We start from the raw sequence: 21,760 nt of genomic DNA, 5'->3' as shown, positions 1-21,760 counted from the left end.
TCTAAGAAAGTAGACATTTGTCGAGTTTTCATCTTAAAGTCCGGGGGCTGGTACTAGACAAAACTAGCCTTAGGTTATCAAATGGTTAAATAACTTTTCGCCGCATGTAAAAAATCGGTCAGATACGTAACTGGCTGGCGTACATCGCGGTGTTTACACGCACGACGACATAACTTTCGGGAGAATTATGCAATCCTCTGTTAATCAAAAAGAAAGCCGAACTTTCTTCGGTCATCCTTACCCGCTCGGCTCGCTGTTCTTCACAGAGATGTGGGAGCGCTTCTCGTTTTACGGCATTCGCCCGTTACTGATCCTGTTTATGGCTGCTACCGTTTATGACGGCGGCATGGGGCTGGCGCGTGAAAATGCCTCGGCGATTGTGGGTATCTTTGCCGGTACGATGTATCTCGCCGCGCTGCCAGGTGGCTGGCTGGCGGATAACTGGCTCGGCCAACAGAAAGCGGTGTGGTACGGTTCCATTTTGATTGCGCTCGGTCACTTGTCGATCGCGCTCTCGGCCATTATGGGGAACAACCTGTTCTTTATCGGCCTGATGTTTATCGTGCTCGGTTCCGGTCTGTTTAAAACCTGTATCTCAGTGATGGTTGGCACGCTGTATAAAAAAGGCGATGCGCGTCGCGACGGCGGTTTCTCGCTGTTCTATATGGGCATCAATATGGGGTCGTTTATCGCGCCGCTGATCTCCGGCTGGCTGATTAAATCCCACGGTTGGCACTGGGGCTTTGGCATCGGTGGTATCGGGATGCTGGTGGCGTTGATCATCTTCCGCGTGTTTGCCGTTCCATCGATGAAACGTTATGACAGCGAAGTGGGTCTGGACTCAACCTGGAACAGCCCGGTAGTGAAACGTAACGGTGTGGGCGCGTGGCTGCTGGCGCTGGCTGTCGGCGTAGCCGTTATCGTTACGCTGATTGCGCAGGGCGTGATTGTGATAAATCCGGTCGCGGTTGCCAGTATGCTGGTGTATGTGATTGCCGCCTCCGTCGCGCTCTATTTTATCTACCTGTTTGTCTTTGCTGGTCTGAATCGCAAAGAGCGCGCCAGACTGCTGGTCTGCTTTATCCTGCTGGTTTCCGCCGCGTTCTTTTGGTCTGCGTTTGAGCAGAAGCCAACCTCGTTCAACCTGTTCGCTAATGACTACACTAACCGTATGATCGGCGATTTTGAAATCCCGGCGGTCTGGTTCCAGTCGATAAACGCACTGTTTATCATTCTGTTGGCACCGGTATTCAGCTGGGCATGGCCGAAACTGGCGAGCATGAACATTCGCCCGAGCAGCATCACCAAGTTCGTTATCGGTATTCTCTGTGCCGCTGCAGGCTTTGGTCTGATGATGCTGGCAGCGCAAAACGTTCTCAGTAACGGTGGCGCAGGCGTCTCCCCATTCTGGCTGGTGGGCAGTATCCTGATGCTGACGCTTGGTGAGTTGTGCCTGAGCCCGATCGGTCTGGCGACCATGACGCTGCTGGCTCCGGAAAGAATGCGCGGGCAGATGATGGGCCTGTGGTTCTGCGCCAGTGCGCTGGGTAACCTGGCCGCAGGTCTGATTGGTGGTCATGTGAAGGCCGACCAACTGGATATGCTGCCGGATCTCTTCGCTCGTTGCTCGATTGCATTGCTTATCTGCGCCGCGGTACTGATCGTCCTCATTGTGCCGATCCGTCGCATGCTGGAGAATACGCAAACTAAACCGGCTACTAGCGCCTGATAACACCTCGATTGTGCCGGGGCAGACGTGATGTCCCGGCCAATTCATTTACGAGGTGAGAACATGCTGTTAGGGTTTGTTGGGCTTGGCGCAGTCGTTGAAACGGCATACTTGCCCGCATTGCGTAAACTTTACGGTGATTCCCTGTGCTGTGTGGGATTTGACGTGCAACCCGCAAAACAGCCCGCTGGTGTGACACGCTGTGCATCGCTCGCTGAACTTCTTGCAACACCGCTTGATACCCTGTTTATCACCACCGCTTCTCTGCATCATCTCGATGTGCTTGAACAGGCGCTGGCCGCTCCCATCGCACGAATCGTGGTTGAAAAACCGATTGTTGCCACGCTTTCCCAAATTGAAAAACTGAAAACGCTGCTGGAGCAACCCGACGCTGCCGACCGTGTGCTGGCGCTCGACCACTGGATGGCGCGTAATGGCGCAATGCAGCTGGCATTGGGAAAACTCGGTGCGCAGTGGCAGGGCGATAACCCACAACAGGCACTTGTCTCTCACTTTTCAGACGTTGTTAAAATCGACGGTTTTTTGCAGGAGCCGAGCGGATATAACGCTACAGGAGAGCCGATCGCGCTCAACTTTGCCACTGGTGAGCCAGATACGCGTGAGCTTCGCCACCCGGACGGTGTGATTCTGGACATTGGCACACACGTACTGGCCATGCTGCGTGAAACAGTGCGTTACCTGGGCGGTAATGACAGCATGACCCTGCAGGTGAAGAGCGCTAAAGACCGTCTGGGACGTAACATCATCCAGGGTGACCTGACCACGGCTGAAGGAGAGGCGCATCTGCAAGGACTGATTAGCGGTGTACCGTTGGATATCTGGCTGAATAAATACGCGGGGCCTGCTGGCGGACAAAAAGGTCTGCGCCTTTATCTGCGTGATGGGCGTATCATCAGCTACGACCGACGGGGTGCCGACGATGTGCTCGAATTGATTGACGGTGATGTTGTGCAACGCTGGTGTCTGCCTGGTACGATTTATGCCCATTGTCTGGCGGAACATATTCTGGGGACGCAAAGTCTGTTTGAACGCAGCCCGCAGGAGGTGAGCCGCACGACGCAGCGCAGGCTGGATGAGGTAGAACGATTACTGATCCTACAGCAACAGTTGCGTGGTTCACACTAAGCGTATCATGGTAAAATTAGCGCAGAATTGAACACCATTTAAAGGAGTCACCATGTCGATGACCTGCCCGGATTGTCATGCAGAACTGGAACCACAAAACGGTGTGGCACACTGTGAAAACTGTAAAAAAGATATTCCGTTAGAAGCGCGCTGCCCGGAGTGCCATCAGCCACTCCAGGTGTTAAAAGCCTGCGGGGCGGTGGACTACTTCTGTCAGAATGGCCATGGTCTGATCTCGAAGAAACGTGTGGAGTTTGTGCCGGTCTAATCTGGCTTTTTCTTACGCGTTTTCTTTGCCGTCGTTACGCCTTTCACTTCGCTCTCTACCCAGCCGTCTGACAGGCGGGTAGTGAGCACATCACCGGTTTTTACCTGTTTGGTCTGCTTCAGTACTTTGCCGTCGGTCGCGGTAGTGACGCTATAGCCGCGAGCGAGCGTCGAGAGAGGACTCACCGCTTCAAGATGCGTCACCACATTACCGAAGCGTTCTCGCTGTGCACTTAAACGCGCGCGGATATTCTCTGCCAGACGGTACTCCAGTTGCTGAATACGGGTTTGCGCCCGATAAATTCGCGGCTGTGGGTTTTGCTGGCTCAGGCGTTGACTTACGCGCTGTTGGCGCTGATTGGCCTGCTTAATCTTATTCTCAAGAGCGAAATTCATCCGCTGACGCAGCCGCTCCAGCACGGTCTGCTGACGGGCCAGACGCAGTTGCGGATGTTGCTGTTGCAAACGGTGATGAAGCTGGGTAAAGCGACGAGTACGGTTGGCGATGTAGTAGTCCATCGCCATCTCCAGACGCTGCTGGCCATGCTGAATTTGACGCAGCAGTTCCAGTTGATTGCGGCTAACAATTTCCGCCGCTGCTGATGGCGTAGGCGCCCGTAAATCTGCAATAAAATCGGCAATAGTGACATCTGTTTCGTGGCCGACGGCGCTTACTACCGGAATGCGGCTGGCAAAGATTGCCCGCGCTACACGTTCGTCGTTAAAACTCCACAAATCTTCCAGAGAACCGCCGCCGCGCCCGACGATAAGCACATCGCACTCGCCCCGCGCGTTCGCCAGCTCAATGGCGCGAACGATCTGTCCTGGCGCATCGTCGCCCTGGACCGCGGTCGGGTAGATAATAACGGGCAGGGATGGGTCACGGCGCTTCAGCACGTGGAGAATGTCGTGCAGCGCAGCCCCGGTTTTCGAGGTAATGACCCCAACGCAGTGAGCCGGAGAGGGTAGTGATTTTTTGAACTGCTGATCGAATAGCCCTTCAGCCTGCAGTTTGGCCTTGAGTTGCTCATATTTTTGCTGCAACAAGCCTTCACCAGCTGGCTGCATGCTCTCAACAATTATCTGATAGTCGCCACGCGGTTCGTACAACGTAATGTTGGCGCGTACCAGGACCTGCTGACCGTGCTGCGGGCGGAACGTTACCCGTCGATTGCTGTTGCGAAACATCGCGCAGCGTACCTGGGCGGTGTCATCTTTGAGCGTGAAATACCAGTGACCGGAGGACGGCTGAGTGAAATTCGAGATTTCACCGCTGATCCAAACTTGTCCCATTTCCTGCTCAAGCAGCAAACGAACCGTCTGATTTAGGCGGCTTACGGTAAAAATTGAGGTGGTCTGAGAGGATAACATGTGAGCGGGATCAAATTCTAAATCAGCAAGTTATTCAGTCGAAAGTAACATGCTCACAGAGGAGCGCAAGGTTTTTTTGCAAAAAAGTGTGGATGCAATCGGTTACGCTCTGTATAATGCCGCGGCAATATTTAATAACCTCCCAGGTGAGATATTGCCCATGCTACGTATCGCAAAAGAAGCCCTGACGTTTGACGACGTCCTCCTCGTTCCCGCTCATTCTACCGTTCTGCCGAATACTGCTGACCTCAGCACCCAGTTGACGAAAACCATTCGCCTGAACATTCCTATGCTCTCCGCAGCAATGGACACCGTGACGGAAGCGCGCCTGGCAATTGCCCTGGCCCAGGAAGGCGGCATCGGTTTTATCCACAAAAACATGTCCATCGAGCGCCAGGCTGAAGAAGTTCGCCGCGTGAAGAAACACGAATCTGGCGTGGTAACTGACCCACAGACCGTACTGCCAACCACTACTCTGCGCGAAGTGAAAGAACTGACCGAGCGTAACGGCTTTGCTGGCTACCCGGTAGTGACTGAAGATAACGAACTGGTCGGCATCATCACCGGCCGTGACGTGCGTTTTGTGACTGACCTGAACCAGCCGGTTAGCGTATATATGACGCCAAAAGAGCGTCTGGTGACCGTTCGTGAAGGCGAAGCGCGCGATGTCGTTTTTGCCAAAATGCACGAAAAACGCGTTGAGAAAGCGCTGGTTGTTGATGACAGCTTCCACCTGCTCGGCATGATCACCGTAAAAGATTTCCAGAAAGCAGAACGTAAACCTAACGCCTGTAAAGACGAGCATGGTCGTCTGCGCGTTGGTGCAGCGGTAGGTGCTGGCGCAGGTAACGAAGAGCGTGTAGACGCGCTGGTTGCCGCTGGCGTAGACGTTCTGCTGATTGACTCCTCTCACGGCCACTCTGAAGGCGTTCTGCAGCGTATCCGTGAAACTCGCGCTAAATATCCTGACCTGCAGATCATCGGCGGTAACGTTGCTACGGGCGCAGGTGCTCGCGCGCTTGCTGAAGCTGGTTGCAGCGCAGTTAAAGTGGGTATCGGCCCTGGCTCCATCTGTACTACCCGTATCGTGACCGGCGTCGGTGTTCCGCAGATCACTGCCGTTTCTGATGCCGTTGAAGCGCTGGAAGGCACCGGTATTCCGGTTATCGCCGACGGCGGTATTCGTTTCTCCGGCGACATCGCTAAAGCGATTGCTGCTGGTGCTGCCGCAGTGATGGTTGGCTCCATGCTGGCGGGTACTGAAGAATCCCCGGGTGAAATCGAACTGTACCAGGGCCGTTCTTACAAATCTTACCGCGGTATGGGTTCTCTGGGCGCGATGTCCAAAGGGTCTTCTGACCGTTACTTCCAGAGCGATAACGCTGCTGACAAACTGGTCCCGGAAGGTATCGAAGGTCGCGTTGCCTATAAAGGTCGCCTGAAAGAGATCATTCACCAGCAGATGGGCGGCCTGCGCTCCTGTATGGGTCTGACCGGCTGTGGTACTATCGACGCGCTGCGAACGAAAGCAGAGTTTGTACGCATCAGCGGTGCGGGTATTCAGGAAAGTCACGTTCACGATGTGACCATCACCAAAGAGTCCCCTAACTACCGCATGGGCTCCTGATAAGTTTCCGCGCCCGGCTATATGCCGGGCGAATTTGTTTCACTTGCCTCGGAATTAGCGTCAATGACAGACAATATTCATAAACATCGCATTCTCATCCTCGATTTCGGCTCGCAGTACACTCAGCTGGTTGCACGTCGCGTACGTGAACTGGGCGTCTACTGTGAACTGTGGGCATGGGATGTTACGGAAGCACAAATTCGCGAATTCAACCCAAGCGGTATCATTCTTTCCGGTGGTCCGGAAAGTACCACCGAAGAAAACAGCCCGCGTGCGCCGGAGTACGTTTTCAATGCGGGCGTGCCGGTGTTCGGCGTGTGCTACGGCATGCAGACCATGGCAATGCAGCTCGGTGGTCATGTTGAAGGTTCTAACGAACGTGAATTCGGCTATGCGCAGGTTGAAGTTCAGACCGACAGCGCGCTTGTCCGCGGTATTGAAGACTCCCTGACCGCAGACGGCAAACCGCTGCTGGACGTGTGGATGAGCCACGGCGACAAAGTGACCGCCATTCCGGAAGGTTTCGTGACCGTTGCCAGCACCGACAGCTGCCCGTTCGCTATCATGGCGCACGAAGAAAAACGCTTCTACGGCGTGCAGTTCCACCCGGAAGTTACCCACACCCGTCAGGGCATGCGCATGCTGGAGCGTTTTGTGCGCGACATCTGCCAGTGTGAAGCGCTGTGGACGCCGGCAAAAATTATCGATGACGCCGTTGCCCGCATTCGTGAGCAGGTTGGCAATGATAAAGTTATCCTCGGTCTGTCCGGCGGCGTTGACTCCTCCGTGACCGCGATGCTGCTGCACCGTGCAATCGGCAAAAACCTGACCTGCGTGTTCGTCGACAACGGTCTGCTGCGTCTCAACGAAGCTCAGCAGGTGATGGATATGTTCGGCGACCACTTTGGCCTGAACATCGTTCACGTGGAAGGCGAAAAGCGTTTCCTGGACGCGCTGAAAGGCGAGAACGACCCAGAAGCTAAACGTAAAATCATTGGCCGCGTATTCGTGGAAGTATTCGATGAAGAAGCGCTGAAGCTGGAAGACGTTAAGTGGCTGGCGCAGGGCACCATCTACCCGGACGTGATCGAATCCGCGGCATCTGCCACCGGCAAAGCGCACGTTATCAAATCTCACCACAACGTGGGCGGTTTGCCGAAAGAGATGAAGATGGGTCTGGTTGAACCGCTGCGTGAGCTGTTCAAAGACGAAGTGCGTAAGATTGGTCTGGAGCTGGGCCTGCCGTACGACATGCTGTACCGTCACCCGTTCCCGGGACCGGGTCTGGGCGTGCGTGTGCTTGGCGAAGTGAAGAAAGAGTACTGCGACCTGCTGCGTCGCGCGGATGCTATCTTCATTGAAGAGCTGCACAAAGCTGACCTGTACAACAAGGTAAGCCAGGCGTTCACCGTGTTCCTGCCGGTTCGTTCCGTTGGTGTGATGGGCGATGGCCGCAAGTACGACTGGGTTGTTTCCCTGCGTGCGGTAGAAACCATCGACTTTATGACCGCGCACTGGGCACACCTGCCGTATGACTTCTTAGGCCGCGTCTCTAACCGCATTATCAACGAAGTGAACGGTATTTCCCGCGTGGTGTATGACATCAGCGGTAAGCCGCCAGCTACCATTGAGTGGGAATGATTTACAGCTAACTCACAGCTAATCATTTCTATTCAGTTCCGCAATCAACCCTCTGTTTTTACAGGGGGTTTTTCTTTATATCACATCATATCTATTCACTCTATCTCACATTTTTCGTCGGTGCAGGTGACGGTATTACCCTAAAGGTATACTCTTCATACCGTCAAACCATGGATGCTTTACGGGTGAATTGTGCTTACTGATACCAAATTAAAAAACCTCAAACCGCAGGACAAACTGTATAAGGTTTCTGATCGTGATGGGCTGTATGTCGCAGTGCTTACTTCCGGCTCTGTCTCGTTCCGGTACGACTACCGCATTAACGGACGACGGGAAACGCTGGTCATTGGTCAGTATGGTCGTGACGGTATCAGCCTGGCGGAAGCACGCGAAGAACTCATTTCTGCAAAGAAGCTGCTGAAGGCAGGCCAGTCACCTGCTGCGGCTAAACGTGACGGTATCAAAAAGATCCGCGGGGCTGAGACATTCTCGGTACATACCGACAGCTATATGAAGCACGTCATTCTGGCTGACAGTACCCGGGCAATGAAACAGGCCGTTATCGAACGCGATATCATGCCGGTTCTTGGTAACAAGATGATGGCTGAGATAACCACCGGTATGGTGCGTGACCTGTGCGATCGCATTGTTGAACGTGGCGGGCGGGCTACGGCTGTGCAGGCCCGGGAGATAATCAGCAGCGTGTACCGTTATGCCAATGACCGCGGGCACGGACTGTTTAATCCGGCTGCTGACATCAAGCCTTCATCAATAGCCATGTTTAAGCCACGCGACCGCACGCTACAACCTGAAGAGATCGGCGTATTCTTCCGTGCTCTGGATAACGTCGGGACTATGGCCACGATGAAGCTGGCATTAAAGCTGGTGCTACTCACCCTGGTTCGTAAAAGTGAATTCACTCATGCCACATGGTCAGAGGTTGATTTCAAAAAATGGACATGGACCATACCGTCAGACCGCATGAAGGGAAGCAGGGCGCACGTTATCTATCTGCCAAAGCAGGCGCAGGATCTCATGGTTGGCCTGCAGATGTGCGCTGGTGGAAGTGAATACCTTTTGCCCGGGCGCTACTCAGTGAGCAAGCCATTATCCAACGCAGCACTAAACAGGCTGATCAATGTCACTGTCGAATCGGTGAATGATGCTGGCGGGCATCTGGATGACTTCTCGGTGCACGACCTGCGCCGCACTGCCAGCACACTGTTGCATGAGGCTGGTTATCCATCTGACTGGATTGAAAAGGCGCTTGCGCATGAACAGAAGGGAGTGCGAGCGGTATACAACAAAGCGGAGTATGCCAGGCAACGTGCCTATATGTTGCAGCAGTGGGCCGATATGGTTGATGCCTGGATTAACGGGGAGCACACCGATCTTGTGCCGTTCTCCCCGTCGAAGTTTGAGCGATGGATGAGTGAAGGTGATTAATTTCTGGATTTTATAAATTCTCGCTGTAGCTCAACTGTCATTTGCAGTTCTTCGCATTTCTTGTGCAAGACACTATTTTCCGTTTGCAGCCAGTTAACTTGCGTGCTTTTCTGCACAATCACAGCGCGCTGCTCTTCCAGTTGGCGGATTAACTCCGCCTCATTGAACATCGTCATGCTGCACGCTCCCGTCCTTGGTTGTCTGATGGTGATAGCGGGACGTTTTTGAATGCCTTCGCCATTCCTGCAATATCGAGTGCATAACCAGGTTGCAGTTGCACAGCAGGTCCATCGCACTGATTCCCCCAAACATCGAAGCCATGCGACGACTGGCGGGCGAATAACTCAATGCGCGGAACATCGCCCAGCAGTTGCACCAGTTTTTCGCGGATGATGTCAGGCTTGCGCGAATTCTCCATGCGCGGTGCCGTTACGTGCTGGCAGATCGAAGCATCCATGCGAGCCGGAAGTTTCCCGCGTACTGCAAACAGGCAGTCTTCGCTGTTCGCCCTGGTCATGTGGCCCATGCCGATCGCGCTGTTGCCTTTGTGCTTGTTCGTCTTGTGCCAGGTGAATCCCTTCATGGTCATCAGGCGGAAGCCCCACGCCTCGACTACCTTCAGCGCTTCAATCGGCTGCGTCGGAACCCACCACATAGCCAGCAAACAATCATCGGCGGCAAGATCCCACACTGGCAGACGGCAGATATCCAGCACGTTCATAACCGGATATTTGAACCCGGCGCCGCGGTCGCCGTCGGCTGCTTTGTCGCGGTATGTCCATGGAGGATCAGCATAGATAAGAGTATATTTACCGGTCATGCCTCACCGCCTTCGATACGCTTAAACTCAATAACCCAGACCCATGGGTTTCCCTGCCAGCTTTCTTCGCCGTAGATGGACGACCACAACTGCGCAAAATTGTCATATGGTGTACAAACCTCGCCTCCGCTATCAGGATCTGAATAAGTCGGTCGCCAACCTGTTAGCTCCATTCCCTCTGCCTGAGCATCTTCCTGGCTGATAGCATTAAGCCGTTCAACGCGCACGTCGGTGATTTCCAGAAGGATGCGGCTGGCCCAGCGCGGCATGTGAATGGATGGACGCCAGCAGCAATGCAGATTATCGTCGGCATCGAAAAACTCTGGTGCGGACTTGCCATCAGCCTTGTAAACGCAGAACTGAGCTTTCTCAAATGGTGTGGAGTCTTTGCAGTAAGAATCCATCTGGTCGAAGTCGAACAATGGGCCCTGGAACGTCTCGCGCACCCAGATACGATCGCCAGGCTTACCATGCGGGCATTTAACATGAGCAAAATTGCGATTGGTTTCACGGTCATCGCTGCCAGAACCAAACACAGCGCCTTTCCATGAAAAACCAGAGCTTTTCGTCAGTTCAGGTTGCGGCTTAACAATGCGCCGCGTCTGCGTTTTGCGACCGTCGATAATGGCGCGAACCATCTCACCGTTAAAAATCATTCCGCGCTCTTTCATGCTGCCACCTTCTTATTGTTCATCAGCTCAGCAATGCGCTGAGCTTTTAATGGTTTTTTGATAACCTTGCCGCCTGGTGCAATCCACCCGCAACGAAGAGATGAATAAACCAGCGTGATGCTACCTACGCGGATATTGTCGTGAGGGTTAGTCATACACCACCCCGCGACATCCGATCCCTGCGTATTCACCACGGCGAAGGCCGTTACCTTTCGATATGCACTGATCGCGGCGTATCGCTATTCTGGCGCGTTCAACTTCACCGACTGCTGCATCCATGCACAGCAACCAAAGCCTGGCTGCAATGCGGAACTGGCCTTTCGATTCACGCTCAACAGCGCGCTTTTCTACCTCCATTGCTGCCGGAGTTACGGCGACTACTTTTGAAGCCTGACGCTGAGACACATAGTTCAGGTGATACTTTTCAAGACGGGTTAATTTGCTCATCGGATCCAGCCTTCTCTGAAAATTACCGCCAGCAGATACAGCCAGGCGGAAACAGAGGTCAGGAATAAGTACCATCCTGACCATTTTTCCCAGTGCCTGATCAGCGCTGTCATGCGGCGTTACTTACTGGGCGGTAAACGCGCTGATCAACCGGCGGCTTTTTTCCGGTGAACTCTGCGGGGCTGGTGGCCTGACGTTCATCAAGCCAGTTCTCAACCTCTTCAGCGTTCCATGCACAACGCTTATCAGTAATCCAGAATCGCTGCGGGAACTCGCCATTGCGCTCCATGCGATCAATGGTGCTCATAGATACCGGCACCACTGCCATCAGTTCCTTTTTGCCAAATGCTCTTTTCATAATTACCTCTCTTGCATTTGCGACGCGCGCGGCGCCGCAGTGGTGGTTACATCGGTACTTCGTTCAGTTCGTCGCAGCGGATGGTGTAAACGTCAGTTGCTTTTGCCAGCAGGTCATCATCACCTGCCAGTTTCTGAGCAACGTATTTGTACGCTTTGTCCAGGTCGGCCTGAGTGTTGTAGTTCATCGCCGCTCCGGAAAATGCGTGCAGAATCTCTTCAGGACCGCGATCGTCTTTATGCTGCTGACGCTCTTCCTGCTTCTGCTCTGGCTTTGAGTTGATCAGGCTGTTCATGCCTTGAGCCGTTGCCGCTGGTGGCGTGATATCTCGCTCAACACGCGGTGTTGTCTCCTGCAATTCGTCAGGGGTGTAAACGCCGAGAAGAACATCAGGGGCATGCAGGCGCGCCCAGCGCTTAACGCACAGATAAGCAAGCTGCTGGCGTGGATCCTGCTCCCACAGCGGAGAGTTACGGACACCGGCCTGAGCCATGCTGATGGTAAGTTCACGCGGCTCTGCTTCGCCTTTCAGCACTGCCGATACTGTTACGGTCAGTGATGGAGATTTGTCGCTCTTGCCATTCACCTTTGACCAGTCGCCATCCCAGCGGTAATTCAGGCGGGTTGAAAGCAGGTTTGAAGATGAAACAACGGCGTTAACAAGCTGCGCTTCATATCCAAGAGTTCCGTTTACAACGTGCGTCTTCTGAGCAACAGCGAACGGGTTCATGCCCCACTGCGCCGCCTGCATTGTTACCGCCAGACAGTCGGCAGGCTTACCAGCAAGGTGCTGCGGAACTGTTGCTTTACTGTCTGCCATCAGGGTTGCGAAACGCACCAGGCGGTCCATACCCTCAGGACTGAAGATTGCCGCAGCGGTCCCTACGGTAGCGCCAGGCTGTGATGTGATTGCGATATCGTTACTCATACGTACATATCCTGTTTGCGAGCCCATTCAGAGCGTTTAATAATTTCCACGCCGCCCCATTCATCGCTGATGCGGCATTCGTGATAGGTGTTCAGATCCCGGCGGAATAACTGATGCCCGGCGTCAACATCCGGCGCATCCAGCTCGAATACGCGGACCGGGTATCGACCGCAGTCGATGGTTTCGCTCACAGCCAGGAAGAAAAATCCGTGTGGCTGCCCGGTTACTTTCAGTGCGCCATCTCTGTACATGGCGTCCTGGACGTGATAGCGGAATTCATCGATGTGACGTGCAAAGCGATCCATGTCTGCAACCTTTTTCACGTCGACGATCACGTTGTGTTCATTCAGCCACTTATCAGGTCGTATTCGGCACAACTCGCCAGTCTCATCGTCATTCCAGTACATCGATGCTTCACAGTGGCCAGGTGCTTCAAGCATCCAGCGCGCCGCCGGGTGAGCCATTGCGCTGTCGCGCATCAGTTTCAGTTTTCGGCCCTGTTCGGCATCCATGACAGTCATTCCCATGCCGGCAACGTCTTTCATGAATGCTTCTTCATCGGCTTTACCCTGATTGGTGCGGCGGTTGAACTGTGGCGCCACGATGAAACGTTTATCGAATTCATCAGGCTCAAGCAGCAGGCAGTGCAGCGCAGTACCCATGTCCAGCGCAGACTTCTTCTCTTCGTCTTCAGGAGCAGCCTTCACCCATTTCAGAAGGGCAGGGTTCTTGGCCACCATATCCAGTTGTGACTTACTCACGCCGTCGCCGGCGTGGTAGTCCTCGTTGCTGATGTCGAAATAGATGCCGGTATTCATGCTGCATTCCTTTTGCTGTCGATCTGGTCAGCCAGGTCAAGACGGGCGATGACGCCAGTTAATTCACGTTTGAACGACGACATAAGCTCTTCGAAATCATCGCTTTCAAATGCCGCCTCCATTACCTCATAACGAACACCGGCACGAAGAATGGCGCGTTTGAATGACTCTTCCATTTCGCAACCAGCAACTGCTTCGATCAGCTCAACGTGGCGGTCGTACAGTTCAGATGACAGCTGGTAGTCATTGCTGAACTGAGTTGCTATTTTTTTCAGGTTATTGAATTGCTGAATGTGCATAGCCACCTCAGTAGTTGATGGTTGTTGCTGGGACTTTCCCGCGAGCGATGGCGACAACACATGCCTTTGCCCAGTCTTCAGGAATGCCCTGGTCAATGATCGCTTGGACCGCAGCAGCATTAATGGCCCGACGGTGCTCTACATCTGCGGCGCGTGCTGCCGCTTCGTCAGCGATACGCTTTTCTTCAGCAAGGCGAGCAGCCTCTTTTGCTTCGGCTTCATGCTTAATGCGATCAGCTTCTTCCTGCGCCTTGCGTTGCTCAGCTGCGATAGCTTCCTGCTTTTCGCGCTCGGCACGATCTGCGACTTCCTTCTTCTCTGCTTCAGCTTTTTGCTCTGCTGCAATACGGTCACGCTCTGCTTGCTCTGCCTTTAGCTTTAATTCAGCCTCACGACGGGCAGCTTCAGCGCGTTCACGCTCTATTTTCTCTTCGGATTCACGCCTGGCCTTTTCTTCCGCCTGGCGCTTCAACTCTTCTTCATGAGCAATGCGCTGGCGCTCTGCTTCTTCTGATTTCGCCTTCGCTTCTCGGTCGAATGCGTCATTCATAAGCAGGGCCATCTCGTGATCTGCTTCGAACTTGGCAGCCCGATCCTGATCGAACTTGATGTTCATCTCCAGTGCTTCGGCGTGCAGCGCATTAATGGCTTCTTCAGCCTTGATTCGCTCCTGTTCTGCTTCCCATTCGGTAAGTGGGCGACGAACCTCATCGCGCATCTCATCGCAAGCTGATACAAATCGACGAAGTTCAGCCTCAGCAGGTTTTACTGCTTCTTTCAGATGACGCAGGTAATCGCGGCCTGGCTTTTCAACTGCTGTTTTACTGCGAGAAACCTGTGCTGCCAGAGATGCAATGCGGGCACGACCTTTGGCAGTACTCAGGTCAGGAACTTCCTTAACGCTTTCGCGGATCTGTTCGAGGAACTTTTCCAGACCGTTTTCTACGTAAATGCTTGGCGCCATATCTGGCGCAATTTCGATAATTGCTAATTCGCTCACTTGCTCACCCCCCATATCCCGTTATCGTTGGCAACTTCGTGCGCAACCTTGTTGGTAAAAGCCCATTTCATGCCCTCACCCAGCGTGCGGAACTTCCAGCTCATCAGCCCGCAAGCTGTAACGCAGTACCAACCGTTAATGACTTTCCACTGCATATGAACCTCTCTATTACCATTTTGGTAATACCTGAAGATGCAGGAAAGCCACGAAGTGGTGGTTTCTGCCTGAGCGATGCGCTCATGTATTACCTTTTGGGTAATAATCAGATCAAAAAGTGATTGTGTCAATAGGTATGACGAGAAAAAATTACCATTTTGGTAATTATATGAGGCGCGAGCTTACCGCCATCGGGCAGGTAAAGCATCAGAATGGCGGGGGATTACTTGCTTTTGTTCTGCTCAAACACGAAGTTGATGAATGAGGTGATCTTGTTTTTCTCTTCCTGTGGCAGAGCTGCATACATCCGGTGGTCGTAGTCGATAACACCAGGAGCGCCGACTGGAATAATCATCTCGTATGCTTCATGCCCGAACGCGCGCGCCAGGGAGGAAAGAACGCCGATGGTTGTGCTGACTTCCGCTTTCATAATCCGGTTAACTGTGGCCGGGCCAATACCAGCAGCTACAGCAACTTTCTTTTCGGATGTCATTTCCGTGTTCTTTCTCATCCAGGCGTTGAGCGTGGCTGCAGCCTGCTTCTCCACAGTCCATTCTCCATCATCAGTGGCCGGAATAAAGATATCAGCCTGCACTGAGTCCAGTTCGTGATCGACATCAAGCCAGAACTTTTCTTTGCGCGCTGCTTCTTCAATGATACGCGCGGCATTCGGTCCGATGTTTTTGATGCCAGTGCACCACCGGTTGACCAGGTTCTGCGAACGCTTCACCCGTTCGGCAAAGCGCAACTGGGTATCATCGAAATCCCGGCGGATGATTTCGTTAAGGTTTTTGCGTCTTATGTCATAAATACTTTTCATAGCTATTGTATTTGTCCATTTAATGTTACCTAACTGACTAAATTTAAATGAATATTACCATAAAGGTAAAGTTACCATAACGGTAATAATCATTGATTTTTTCACCAGAAAGGTAATAATTCAGATATGAATAGACAGGCTGAGATAAGCAAAATATGAGTGACGAAAAAAAATTTGATTTCAAAAAGCACTGGCTGGGACTGTCTCCTGATGAGCGTGAAGCATTTGCAGATGAAGCCGGAACCACCAGTCATTACATCCAGACTCACCTGACCGGGCGCCGCAAGATGCCTGGTAAGCGACTGATGGACGGACTGTTTAAAGCATGCCGTTCCCGCGAATGGACAAAGTCTAAACCTGAATTAGTGCTCTTCTTCTACGACCGATAATCCCTCTGAACACATCAATGCCGTCATCCCCTGGCGGCTCCTTCCTGCATAAAACACCTTTCTGGTAATAAAAAACCATATACGGTTGATCTTTTTTCGTCTTAGTGCAAAATTACCAAAGATAAATAACAAAGAGGTAATCCGATGAAGCGAATCACCCAGCGTGAGGCTCTTAATTTGGGCCTTACTCGCTTCTACACCGGGAAGAAATGTATCCACGGTCATGATAGCGAGCGCTACACCCTGAGCGGGGAGTGTGTGCAGTGCAATAACGAACGGGCACGCCGACAGGCAAAGCTTCGTTCCGAAAAAATGAAGGCAGCCAGAATGGCAAGAGAGGCAGCATGATCCCAGCAGCCTACTACAACGAAATCGACCAATTTGCAGCTCAATGGCTGCGTAACCTTATCGCTGACGGTCATATCGCACCAGGCGAAGTTGATGAAAGGAGTATTGAAGATGTCACACCTGACGACCTCAGAGGATTTACACAGTGCCATTTCTTCGCCGGAATTGGCGTCTGGTCCCATTCCCTCCGCCTCGCAGGATGGCCTGACGATAAACCAGTCTGGACTGGTTCCTGCCCGTGCCAGCCTTTCAGCGCGGCAGGCAAAGGAGATGGGTTTGCTGACGAGCGGCACCTTTGGCCCCACTTCTTCCACCTCATCAGCGAGCGCAGACCTCAGCATGTCTTTGGCGAACAGGTTGCAGCAGGTAACGCAAACGCATGGTTCGACCTTGTACAAACTGACCTGGAAGGAATGGGATACGCCTTCGGGCTTGTGCCGTTTGCGGCAGCGGGCGTCGGTGCGCCGCACATCAGAGAGCGGGCCTACTGGGTGGCCCACGCCAGTAGCGAATACGAATCCGCAGCCGGAAACGAAACGGGGATTACAGCACGTATCCGGAGCAGCTCGACTGACAGGCTGGCAAACACCAGTGGCGAACGACTCAACCGGGTCGACTCATTGCTACAGCGGGAAGAATCAGGACGGGTCGCCAAAAGTGTGCCTGAAGTTGCCGGGCACAGCGTTACTGGCGGGATGGGTTACGCCGACCACTCGCGATTGGAAAGACACTTCGGGAATGAAGGCGCAGCGGGGTGGGAAGGATCGGCTGGATCAGTTACCTCGGCAAGCTTACACAGCAGGCCCCTTGAGGTTAACGGTTTTTGGCGAGATGCGGACTGGCTCTTTTGTCGAGATGGGCAATGGCGTCCAGTTGAATCCGGCACATTCCCGCTGGTTGCAAGGTTTGCCAAAAGCCTGGGACACGGCAAGTCCTCATTACGAGCAATGGCAGGCCGCAACCGCACAGGCCGACTTAAGGGTTACGGTAACGCCATAAACGCACAGGCTGCTGCTGAATTCATACGTGCTTATATGGGGGTTAGCTATGGCCGGTGACTGGATAAAGATGCGTGCCGACCTGCACACGCACCCTAAAGTCGTCCGCATGGCGTCCGCATTGAAAGCGGACAGATTGCGGATAGTTGGCGGACTACATTCCGCATGGTGTCTTTTTGATGTCCACTCTGTTGACGGTTTTCTTGACGGATACAGTGCGGAGACTCTCGACGACCTGATCGGCTTCCCCGGATTTGCGCGTGCAATGATGGCTGTCGGATGGCTGGAAGAAGAAGGCGAAAGCCTAGTAATGCCGCGCTTTGAAGCCCATAACGGACAGTCTGCCAAGCGTCGTGCGCAGGACGCAGACAGAAAGAGAAACGTCCGCAAAGCGTCCGCATCAGAAGCGGACAAAAAGCGGACCAGAGAAGAGAAGAGAAGAGAAGATATTAAACCCCATATAAACCCCACTCATAACGCGCGCGCGAAAAATCCTGTGGATAACTTTTCTGAGGAACAATTTGCGATGTCGGATGAATGGAAGCCGGATCCCGATTTCACTGAACAGTCTCGAGACTGGGGAACTCCGGTGCATAGTGACGTGAAGAAAACAGAGCTGAAGGCGTTTATCGATTTCTGGAAGTACGAAGATGTCCAGTTAAACCAGTACCAGTGGCAGCAGAAACTGGCCAGGCATATCATCCACATCAGGGGTGACTGCTCGTAGAAGTGATTATTTGCAACGGCGCAGTAGCGCATTTTTTTACATCTAGTGAATTACCAAAAAGGTAATAAAATATGCGCATTGCTATTGAAATTAACTCATTTGTGGTTTTAAATTACCTGAGAGGTAAATCATGGCGGCAGTATTAGGGATTGACCCAGGATGCAGCGGATCTCTGGTCCTGATAACTGATCAGGGCGGATACATCGACCATCTGGCAATGCCGACCATCAAGGTTGGGACCAAGTCCAGAGTCAACGGCGCAGCGGTGGCTGCATGGCTGCGTAAGTACGGAATTACGCACGCGTACCTCGAGCAGGTAGGAGCAATGCCTGGGCAGGGAACGGCGAGCATGTTCACGTTCGGGCACGCAGCTGGCGTAGCGGAGGGGATCCTGCAGGGTCTCAACATTCCGTACACGCTGGTAACTCCGCAGGCCTGGAAGAAGTCAGCCGGTCTCATCGGAAGTGACAAGGACGCGGCACGCAGCAGAGCAATTCAGCTCTACCCGGAACTCAGGGCGCTGGATGCAAAAGCAAAAGGCCAGGCCATCGCGGATGCGCTGTTAATCGCCAGGCACGGGATCAGCATCAAATAACGATCCTTTTAGTTATCAACATAATCAATAACTTATACGGGTAAGCGAGGGTAATAATGGGAAGCAATATCATTGAGTTAGCGAAGTTAGGACATGAGCGCGCGGCTGAACTGAAAGCATCATGTGGTGCTGTCGACGTGCGCAGCCTGGCGCAACTGATTAGCGATCTGGCCACGCAGCTTGAAGTGCAGTTTGTTCGCTCAACCAACATGGCAGTACAGCTCGCTAACGCCGAGAGCAAGTGCAGGGAGCTGGAGGCGGAATTAAGCGCTGTAGATAAAATTCACAACGAAGCGGTATTTATCACCGACGACCATTACGAACAATGCCCGCCAGAAGTGCAGAAGATTATTCGCTCACTGGCTGTGTTGCAGATACCTGCTTACGACGCTTTACTGGCTGAAGTGCGGGCGCAGGGTGTGGATGCTGCTCGCAACGCACTGATTAAGTTTGTTGAAGATGAGGTCGGGCCAAATACAAACGTACCAGGTTTAATTCGCGGCGCAGAAGTTTGCGTAAGTATCGCCGCCCAACTTCGCAAAGGAGCAGCCCAATGAGCAACCGATTCTACATGCTGTGTACACGAGAAACTGTAGGGAGCAACGCGTCATTCCACTGCCACAACGGCAAAGGGTATAGCTCAAACATAGACCGCGCTCACGTGTATACCCGCGAAGAGGCACAACACAGCTGGGATTTAGGCAGAGAGATTGATCAGCCAGTTTGCGCAGACAGCGTTGATTCCTTGGCTACCTGGCATGTCGACTGCCAGTACATTCCTGCTGAAAGTGTTATTGAACGCGGATGCGAGTCCTACGTGGCCTACAAAAAAGGAAGCTGGAACGGCAACGATGTGTACTGGCTGCAGAGTGGTGGCCTGCCAACTAATGACTTCTCAAAGGCGTTTGTTTTTGTCTCTGCTAACACCGAAGAACCCGGCGTTGTCTGGTTGCCGTTTTCAATGGCCGACAGTGTGAAGCGGCGCACATTCAGCATCAATGAATTTAATCGCCGCACCATGGTGCAGGCGGCAGGGCTGGTTATGCCTGAATGGTTGAAAAAACAAAACCGCAGGAAAAAGGCACGAAGCGGAAAGGTTCGCTGGAACTGCCCTTGCTGCGGAAAAATTAGCTGGCAGTACAACCCATATGATTTTGAAGGTTGCCGCGACTACTCATGCGAAGGATGGAGACCCCAATGACAGCATTCAACAAACAGGCGCTGCTAATCGAAAACGGTCAACTTGTTGCCGATACGCTACGCCATCTAGCTGATAACGAAATCGACTCTGATTATTTTGCTATCACCTCAACGAGTGAGAACGGCACTGAAATTGAGCATGAACTGGTTATCACTGATTACGCGCTACAGGCTGCCGGAACGGTAGATGAATTGGTTAGGGCGCTAGAGGCCGCAGAGAAGCGCATAGCAGAACTGGAGGCGCGGACAGTGATGCTGCCCCAATATCGCAATTCACCGGACATGCACACAAAACAGTTTTATGAGGCTATCGGATTTAATCAGGGGCTTGATATTTTCATAGAAGCACTCCGCGCCGCTGGCATTGGCGTGAAGGGGGAGTGAGATGGCGCTGACGAAAAAACAACGTGCAGAGCTACGCATGAAGTTTGGCGGTCGCTGTGCTTATTGTGGCTGCGAACTACCAGAGAAAGGCTGGCATGCTGACCATGTTGAGGCTGTCCATCGCAAACTGGTAATTGATGAAGAAGCCAGGCTGAAAGGGAAATGGAAGCTAAAACAGACAGGGGAAGTTTATCGCCCTCAATATGACAATTACGGCAATTTGTTCCCGGCATGTGCTCCATGCAACTTGTTTAAATCTGTTTTCGATATTGAGGAATTTCGCAACCAGATAGCGATGCAGGCAGGTCGTGCATTAAAAACGTCTGTGAATTTCCGCACCGCTGAACGCTTTGGCCTGGTTGAAGTAATCGAAAAGCCGGTTGTGTTCTGGTTCGAAAAATATCAAAAAGAGACTACAGCATGAAAACTAACAACCACCCGGCTAACGGTCCTGTATCACTCGATCGCCTGCACCAGATACGCGAAATACTCAGCAAAGCAGCAGCACAAAGCGACGGCGGTAATCTCTGCTACGCAATGGCTGATGCTGTGAAAGTGATTGATGGGGCGATAGCAGAGTTTGGTGCTGAGCCTGTGCCTTTTGATGCTCTACGTGATGCCGTCGCTGAAGTTTCTGGCGGACCAGTAATGGAATGGGGTGATATTTATAAGGGGCATCAGGCTGTGCCTTTTATCAACTTCAACTCACTGGCTCGAATCGTTGACAAGTTCCGCACCTTCCCGCCAGCACCAGTAGTGCCGGAGGAAATAACCTCAGCCAGTGCGCCGGAGGTATTCGAGATAGCTGCAGAAGCTGAGCGTCTTGGTTTGCGCGGTACTTATGCATCATATGCGGTTGGCTGGAACGCCTGCCGCGCCGCCATGCTTCAGGCGGGCAACTCTCCGGTAACTCCGGATGGTTGGATTCCGGTAAGCGAGATGATGCCTGAAGCACATGAGCCTATTTACATATTTCATCCAGATTACGGCGTTGACGAGGGAGTTTGGTATGACAACCAGGAAGACGCATTCCTGTGGGATAGTGATTGCTCAAGATGCCGGGCGATTGAAACCGTATCGCACTGGATGCCCATGCCTGCTCTGCCAGCAGCACCGCAGCAGGGGGTGAAGTGATGCCGCCAGTTAAAGTGGTTGTTATTACGCTGGCTATGTGCGCTATCTGCCAGTTTATTGCTGCCTCTGGAATGGGATTTTGGTGATGGCTAAATCCGCAGCAGAACGCAAAGCAGCACAGCGTTCCCGCCTGGCTGAAGCCGGTAACCGCAAACTGGAATTGCAACTCGACGAGCAGGAACTGGATATGCTGGTGCGGAACTGCGCCGCCCGTCGTCCTGGTCGTGCGCCGTATGACATGAACGAGTATATCGCGTTGCTTATCCGCCAGGATGATGCTCGCGTTCGTGGGCGCATCAAGTCAATCAGCACCAACCGCTGCGGCAAGTGCGGCGATGAGCTGCCGGTTAAGTCGTGTCCGTGCGATGGTGATTCGCAATGCTGGGTGACGCGTGGATGGCATGAGACTAAATTATCAGTGTGACATGTCACGATAACAAC

General features: G+C 52.9%; 29 protein-coding genes and 1 pseudogene. 17 read left to right on the top strand and 13 right to left on the bottom strand.

Annotated elements, in window-relative coordinates; all coding sequences use genetic code 11:
- Positions 1–187: 187 nt before the first annotated feature.
- From OGY09_RS13695 to OGY09_RS13685, 3 genes are all read left to right on the top strand, one after another.
- A complete protein-coding gene (locus OGY09_RS13695) occupies positions 188–1,729 on the top strand; it encodes a peptide MFS transporter (RefSeq protein ID WP_003835166.1) in 1,542 nt (513 codons plus the stop codon).
- Positions 1,730–1,792: 63 nt separating this feature from the next.
- The gene (locus tag OGY09_RS13690) at positions 1,793–2,875 is read left to right on the top strand and encodes a Gfo/Idh/MocA family oxidoreductase (RefSeq protein WP_032944203.1); all 1,083 of its coding nucleotides are present in this window, start codon (positions 1,793–1,795) and stop codon (positions 2,873–2,875) included.
- Between the two features lie 52 nt (positions 2,876–2,927).
- Positions 2,928–3,143 (top strand): zinc ribbon domain-containing protein, encoded by a 216-nt coding sequence (locus OGY09_RS13685; protein ID WP_003835160.1) that lies wholly within the window; start codon positions 2,928–2,930, stop codon positions 3,141–3,143.
- On the opposite strand, the gene xseA is transcribed toward OGY09_RS13685, so the two are convergent.
- Positions 3,140–4,513, bottom strand: a complete 1,374-nt coding sequence (gene xseA, locus OGY09_RS13680) for an exodeoxyribonuclease VII large subunit (RefSeq protein WP_032944201.1) — start codon at positions 4,511–4,513, stop codon at positions 3,140–3,142. The two genes, OGY09_RS13685 and xseA, sit on opposite strands and share 4 nt — an antisense overlap.
- Before the next feature lie 160 nt (positions 4,514–4,673).
- Between xseA and guaB the strand changes: the two genes are divergently transcribed.
- The 3 genes from guaB (at position 4,674) to OGY09_RS13665 (ending at position 9,227) form a co-directional block, all read left to right on the top strand.
- Complete coding sequence (guaB, locus tag OGY09_RS13675) at positions 4,674–6,140, top strand: IMP dehydrogenase (RefSeq protein ID WP_003037756.1); 1,467 nt, start codon at positions 4,674–4,676, stop codon at positions 6,138–6,140.
- Between the two features lie 63 nt (positions 6,141–6,203).
- Positions 6,204–7,781 (top strand): glutamine-hydrolyzing GMP synthase, encoded by a 1,578-nt coding sequence (guaA, locus tag OGY09_RS13670; RefSeq protein WP_008785448.1) that lies wholly within the window; start codon positions 6,204–6,206, stop codon positions 7,779–7,781.
- Between the two features lie 192 nt (positions 7,782–7,973).
- Positions 7,974–9,227, top strand: coding sequence for a tyrosine-type recombinase/integrase (locus OGY09_RS13665; RefSeq protein WP_286590547.1), 1,254 nt, complete (start codon positions 7,974–7,976; stop codon positions 9,225–9,227).
- Here OGY09_RS13665 and OGY09_RS13660 read toward each other — a convergent pair.
- The 12 genes from OGY09_RS13660 to OGY09_RS13605 form a co-directional block, all read right to left on the bottom strand.
- Entirely contained in the window at positions 9,224–9,403 is a 180-nt protein-coding gene (locus tag OGY09_RS13660; protein WP_286590546.1) for a hypothetical protein, read from the bottom strand. The two genes, OGY09_RS13665 and OGY09_RS13660, sit on opposite strands and share 4 nt — an antisense overlap.
- A complete protein-coding gene (locus OGY09_RS13655; protein ID WP_286590543.1) occupies positions 9,400–10,047 on the bottom strand; it encodes an MT-A70 family methyltransferase in 648 nt (215 codons plus the stop codon). Before OGY09_RS13655 ends, OGY09_RS13660 begins: the two co-directional genes overlap by 4 nt.
- Entirely contained in the window at positions 10,044–10,718 is a 675-nt protein-coding gene (locus OGY09_RS13650) for a hypothetical protein (RefSeq protein ID WP_286590541.1), read from the bottom strand. The genes OGY09_RS13655 and OGY09_RS13650 overlap by 4 nt, the downstream gene beginning before the upstream one ends.
- A complete protein-coding gene (locus tag OGY09_RS13645) occupies positions 10,715–10,873 on the bottom strand; it encodes a DUF1317 family protein (RefSeq protein WP_286590540.1) in 159 nt (52 codons plus the stop codon). The genes OGY09_RS13650 and OGY09_RS13645 overlap by 4 nt, the downstream gene beginning before the upstream one ends.
- Positions 10,866–11,165 carry a PerC family transcriptional regulator gene (locus tag OGY09_RS13640; RefSeq protein WP_000041116.1) on the bottom strand — a complete coding sequence of 100 codons (300 nt, stop codon included), beginning with the start codon at positions 11,163–11,165 and terminating at the stop codon, positions 10,866–10,868. Before OGY09_RS13640 ends, OGY09_RS13645 begins: the two co-directional genes overlap by 8 nt.
- Positions 11,166–11,274: 109 nt before the next feature.
- Positions 11,275–11,523, bottom strand: coding sequence for a helix-turn-helix transcriptional regulator (locus OGY09_RS13635; protein WP_000816432.1), 249 nt, complete (start codon positions 11,521–11,523; stop codon positions 11,275–11,277).
- 46 nt (positions 11,524–11,569) lie between these two features.
- Complete coding sequence (locus OGY09_RS13630; protein WP_053388663.1) at positions 11,570–12,451, bottom strand: RecT family recombinase; 882 nt, start codon at positions 12,449–12,451, stop codon at positions 11,570–11,572.
- Complete coding sequence (locus OGY09_RS13625; RefSeq protein ID WP_060683428.1) at positions 12,448–13,269, bottom strand: PD-(D/E)XK nuclease-like domain-containing protein; 822 nt, start codon at positions 13,267–13,269, stop codon at positions 12,448–12,450. Before OGY09_RS13625 ends, OGY09_RS13630 begins: the two co-directional genes overlap by 4 nt.
- Positions 13,266–13,568, bottom strand: coding sequence for a hypothetical protein (locus OGY09_RS13620; protein ID WP_053388660.1), 303 nt, complete (start codon positions 13,566–13,568; stop codon positions 13,266–13,268). The genes OGY09_RS13625 and OGY09_RS13620 overlap by 4 nt, the downstream gene beginning before the upstream one ends.
- Positions 13,569–13,575: 7 nt before the next feature.
- Complete coding sequence (locus OGY09_RS13615; protein ID WP_108961751.1) at positions 13,576–14,568, bottom strand: hypothetical protein; 993 nt, start codon at positions 14,566–14,568, stop codon at positions 13,576–13,578.
- Positions 14,565–14,723, bottom strand: a complete 159-nt coding sequence (locus OGY09_RS13610; protein ID WP_286590535.1) for a hypothetical protein — start codon at positions 14,721–14,723, stop codon at positions 14,565–14,567. Before OGY09_RS13610 ends, OGY09_RS13615 begins: the two co-directional genes overlap by 4 nt.
- Before the next feature lie 224 nt (positions 14,724–14,947).
- Positions 14,948–15,544: a helix-turn-helix domain-containing protein gene (locus OGY09_RS13605; protein ID WP_137398964.1), complete on the bottom strand. Its 597-nt coding sequence runs from the start codon at positions 15,542–15,544 to the stop codon at positions 14,948–14,950.
- 155 nt (positions 15,545–15,699) lie between these two features.
- Between OGY09_RS13605 and OGY09_RS13600 the strand changes: the two genes are divergently transcribed.
- The 11 genes and pseudogenes from OGY09_RS13600 to OGY09_RS13550 all read left to right on the top strand — a co-directional run bounded on the left by OGY09_RS13600 (position 15,700) and on the right by OGY09_RS13550 (position 21,743).
- The gene (locus OGY09_RS13600; RefSeq protein ID WP_003037808.1) at positions 15,700–15,933 is read left to right on the top strand and encodes a hypothetical protein; all 234 of its coding nucleotides are present in this window, start codon (positions 15,700–15,702) and stop codon (positions 15,931–15,933) included.
- Between the two features lie 144 nt (positions 15,934–16,077).
- Positions 16,078–16,281, top strand: coding sequence for a hypothetical protein (locus OGY09_RS13595; RefSeq protein WP_137993003.1), 204 nt, complete (start codon positions 16,078–16,080; stop codon positions 16,279–16,281).
- A complete protein-coding gene (locus tag OGY09_RS13590; RefSeq protein ID WP_286590529.1) occupies positions 16,278–17,339 on the top strand; it encodes a DNA cytosine methyltransferase in 1,062 nt (353 codons plus the stop codon). The genes OGY09_RS13595 and OGY09_RS13590 overlap by 4 nt, the downstream gene beginning before the upstream one ends.
- On the top strand, positions 17,329–18,006 hold the full coding sequence (locus OGY09_RS13585; RefSeq protein WP_286590527.1) for a DnaT-like ssDNA-binding domain-containing protein: 678 nt from the start codon (positions 17,329–17,331) through the stop codon (positions 18,004–18,006). Before OGY09_RS13590 ends, OGY09_RS13585 begins: the two co-directional genes overlap by 11 nt.
- A 130-nt stretch (positions 18,007–18,136) precedes the next feature.
- A complete protein-coding gene (locus tag OGY09_RS13580; protein WP_057524760.1) occupies positions 18,137–18,601 on the top strand; it encodes a crossover junction endodeoxyribonuclease RuvC in 465 nt (154 codons plus the stop codon).
- Positions 18,602–18,657: 56 nt separating this feature from the next.
- Positions 18,658–19,158 (top strand): hypothetical protein, encoded by a 501-nt coding sequence (locus OGY09_RS13575; protein ID WP_286590523.1) that lies wholly within the window; start codon positions 18,658–18,660, stop codon positions 19,156–19,158.
- On the top strand, positions 19,155–19,802 hold the full coding sequence (locus OGY09_RS13570; protein WP_286590521.1) for a hypothetical protein: 648 nt from the start codon (positions 19,155–19,157) through the stop codon (positions 19,800–19,802). The genes OGY09_RS13575 and OGY09_RS13570 overlap by 4 nt, the downstream gene beginning before the upstream one ends.
- 17 nt (positions 19,803–19,819) lie before the next feature.
- A pseudogene (locus tag OGY09_RS13565) lies at positions 19,820–20,063 on the top strand (ead/Ea22-like family protein); the annotation flags it as partial.
- 123 nt (positions 20,064–20,186) lie between these two features.
- Positions 20,187–20,609, top strand: a complete 423-nt coding sequence (locus OGY09_RS13560) for an HNH endonuclease (protein WP_181221366.1) — start codon at positions 20,187–20,189, stop codon at positions 20,607–20,609.
- Positions 20,606–21,319, top strand: coding sequence for a DUF551 domain-containing protein (locus tag OGY09_RS13555; protein WP_286590519.1), 714 nt, complete (start codon positions 20,606–20,608; stop codon positions 21,317–21,319). Before OGY09_RS13560 ends, OGY09_RS13555 begins: the two co-directional genes overlap by 4 nt.
- Positions 21,320–21,404: 85 nt before the next feature.
- Positions 21,405–21,743, top strand: a complete 339-nt coding sequence (locus OGY09_RS13550) for a hypothetical protein (RefSeq protein ID WP_286590517.1) — start codon at positions 21,405–21,407, stop codon at positions 21,741–21,743.
- The last annotated feature ends 17 nt before the right edge of the window (positions 21,744–21,760 follow it).

The sequence above is a fragment of the Citrobacter sp. Cpo071 genome (genome assembly GCF_030332765.1).
GTDB classification, from domain to species: Bacteria; Pseudomonadota; Gammaproteobacteria; order Enterobacterales; family Enterobacteriaceae; genus Citrobacter; species Citrobacter portucalensis.
This window is presented reverse-complemented; position numbering and strand designations above follow the sequence as displayed.

What these genes read in the sequence shown, in the direction of transcription:
- OGY09_RS13695 (WP_003835166.1), top strand. Translation starts at nt 188, where the DNA reads ATGCAATCCTCTGTTAATCAAAAAGAAAGCCGAACTTTCTTCGGTCAT.
- OGY09_RS13690 (WP_032944203.1), top strand. Translation starts at nt 1,793, where the DNA reads ATGCTGTTAGGGTTTGTTGGGCTTGGCGCAGTCGTTGAAACGGCATAC.
- OGY09_RS13685 (WP_003835160.1), top strand. Translation starts at nt 2,928, where the DNA reads ATGTCGATGACCTGCCCGGATTGTCATGCAGAACTGGAACCACAAAAC.
- xseA (WP_032944201.1), bottom strand. Translation starts at nt 4,513, where the DNA reads ATGTTATCCTCTCAGACCACCTCAATTTTTACCGTAAGCCGCCTAAAT.
- guaB (WP_003037756.1), top strand. Translation starts at nt 4,674, where the DNA reads ATGCTACGTATCGCAAAAGAAGCCCTGACGTTTGACGACGTCCTCCTC.
- guaA (WP_008785448.1), top strand. Translation starts at nt 6,204, where the DNA reads ATGACAGACAATATTCATAAACATCGCATTCTCATCCTCGATTTCGGC.
- OGY09_RS13660 (WP_286590546.1), bottom strand. Translation starts at nt 9,403, where the DNA reads ATGACGATGTTCAATGAGGCGGAGTTAATCCGCCAACTGGAAGAGCAG.
- OGY09_RS13655 (WP_286590543.1), bottom strand. Translation starts at nt 10,047, where the DNA reads ATGACCGGTAAATATACTCTTATCTATGCTGATCCTCCATGGACATAC.
- OGY09_RS13650 (WP_286590541.1), bottom strand. Translation starts at nt 10,718, where the DNA reads ATGAAAGAGCGCGGAATGATTTTTAACGGTGAGATGGTTCGCGCCATT.
- OGY09_RS13645 (WP_286590540.1), bottom strand. Translation starts at nt 10,873, where the DNA reads ATGACTAACCCTCACGACAATATCCGCGTAGGTAGCATCACGCTGGTT.
- OGY09_RS13640 (WP_000041116.1), bottom strand. Translation starts at nt 11,165, where the DNA reads ATGAGCAAATTAACCCGTCTTGAAAAGTATCACCTGAACTATGTGTCT.
- OGY09_RS13635 (WP_000816432.1), bottom strand. Translation starts at nt 11,523, where the DNA reads ATGAAAAGAGCATTTGGCAAAAAGGAACTGATGGCAGTGGTGCCGGTA.
- OGY09_RS13630 (WP_053388663.1), bottom strand. Translation starts at nt 12,451, where the DNA reads ATGAGTAACGATATCGCAATCACATCACAGCCTGGCGCTACCGTAGGG.
- OGY09_RS13625 (WP_060683428.1), bottom strand. Translation starts at nt 13,269, where the DNA reads ATGAATACCGGCATCTATTTCGACATCAGCAACGAGGACTACCACGCC.
- OGY09_RS13620 (WP_053388660.1), bottom strand. Translation starts at nt 13,568, where the DNA reads ATGCACATTCAGCAATTCAATAACCTGAAAAAAATAGCAACTCAGTTC.
- OGY09_RS13610 (WP_286590535.1), bottom strand. Translation starts at nt 14,723, where the DNA reads ATGCAGTGGAAAGTCATTAACGGTTGGTACTGCGTTACAGCTTGCGGG.
- OGY09_RS13605 (WP_137398964.1), bottom strand. Translation starts at nt 15,544, where the DNA reads ATGAAAAGTATTTATGACATAAGACGCAAAAACCTTAACGAAATCATC.
- OGY09_RS13600 (WP_003037808.1), top strand. Translation starts at nt 15,700, where the DNA reads ATGAGTGACGAAAAAAAATTTGATTTCAAAAAGCACTGGCTGGGACTG.
- OGY09_RS13595 (WP_137993003.1), top strand. Translation starts at nt 16,078, where the DNA reads ATGAAGCGAATCACCCAGCGTGAGGCTCTTAATTTGGGCCTTACTCGC.
- OGY09_RS13590 (WP_286590529.1), top strand. Translation starts at nt 16,278, where the DNA reads ATGATCCCAGCAGCCTACTACAACGAAATCGACCAATTTGCAGCTCAA.
- OGY09_RS13585 (WP_286590527.1), top strand. Translation starts at nt 17,329, where the DNA reads ATGGCCGGTGACTGGATAAAGATGCGTGCCGACCTGCACACGCACCCT.
- OGY09_RS13580 (WP_057524760.1), top strand. Translation starts at nt 18,137, where the DNA reads ATGGCGGCAGTATTAGGGATTGACCCAGGATGCAGCGGATCTCTGGTC.
- OGY09_RS13575 (WP_286590523.1), top strand. Translation starts at nt 18,658, where the DNA reads ATGGGAAGCAATATCATTGAGTTAGCGAAGTTAGGACATGAGCGCGCG.
- OGY09_RS13570 (WP_286590521.1), top strand. Translation starts at nt 19,155, where the DNA reads ATGAGCAACCGATTCTACATGCTGTGTACACGAGAAACTGTAGGGAGC.
- OGY09_RS13560 (WP_181221366.1), top strand. Translation starts at nt 20,187, where the DNA reads ATGGCGCTGACGAAAAAACAACGTGCAGAGCTACGCATGAAGTTTGGC.
- OGY09_RS13555 (WP_286590519.1), top strand. Translation starts at nt 20,606, where the DNA reads ATGAAAACTAACAACCACCCGGCTAACGGTCCTGTATCACTCGATCGC.
- OGY09_RS13550 (WP_286590517.1), top strand. Translation starts at nt 21,405, where the DNA reads ATGGCTAAATCCGCAGCAGAACGCAAAGCAGCACAGCGTTCCCGCCTG.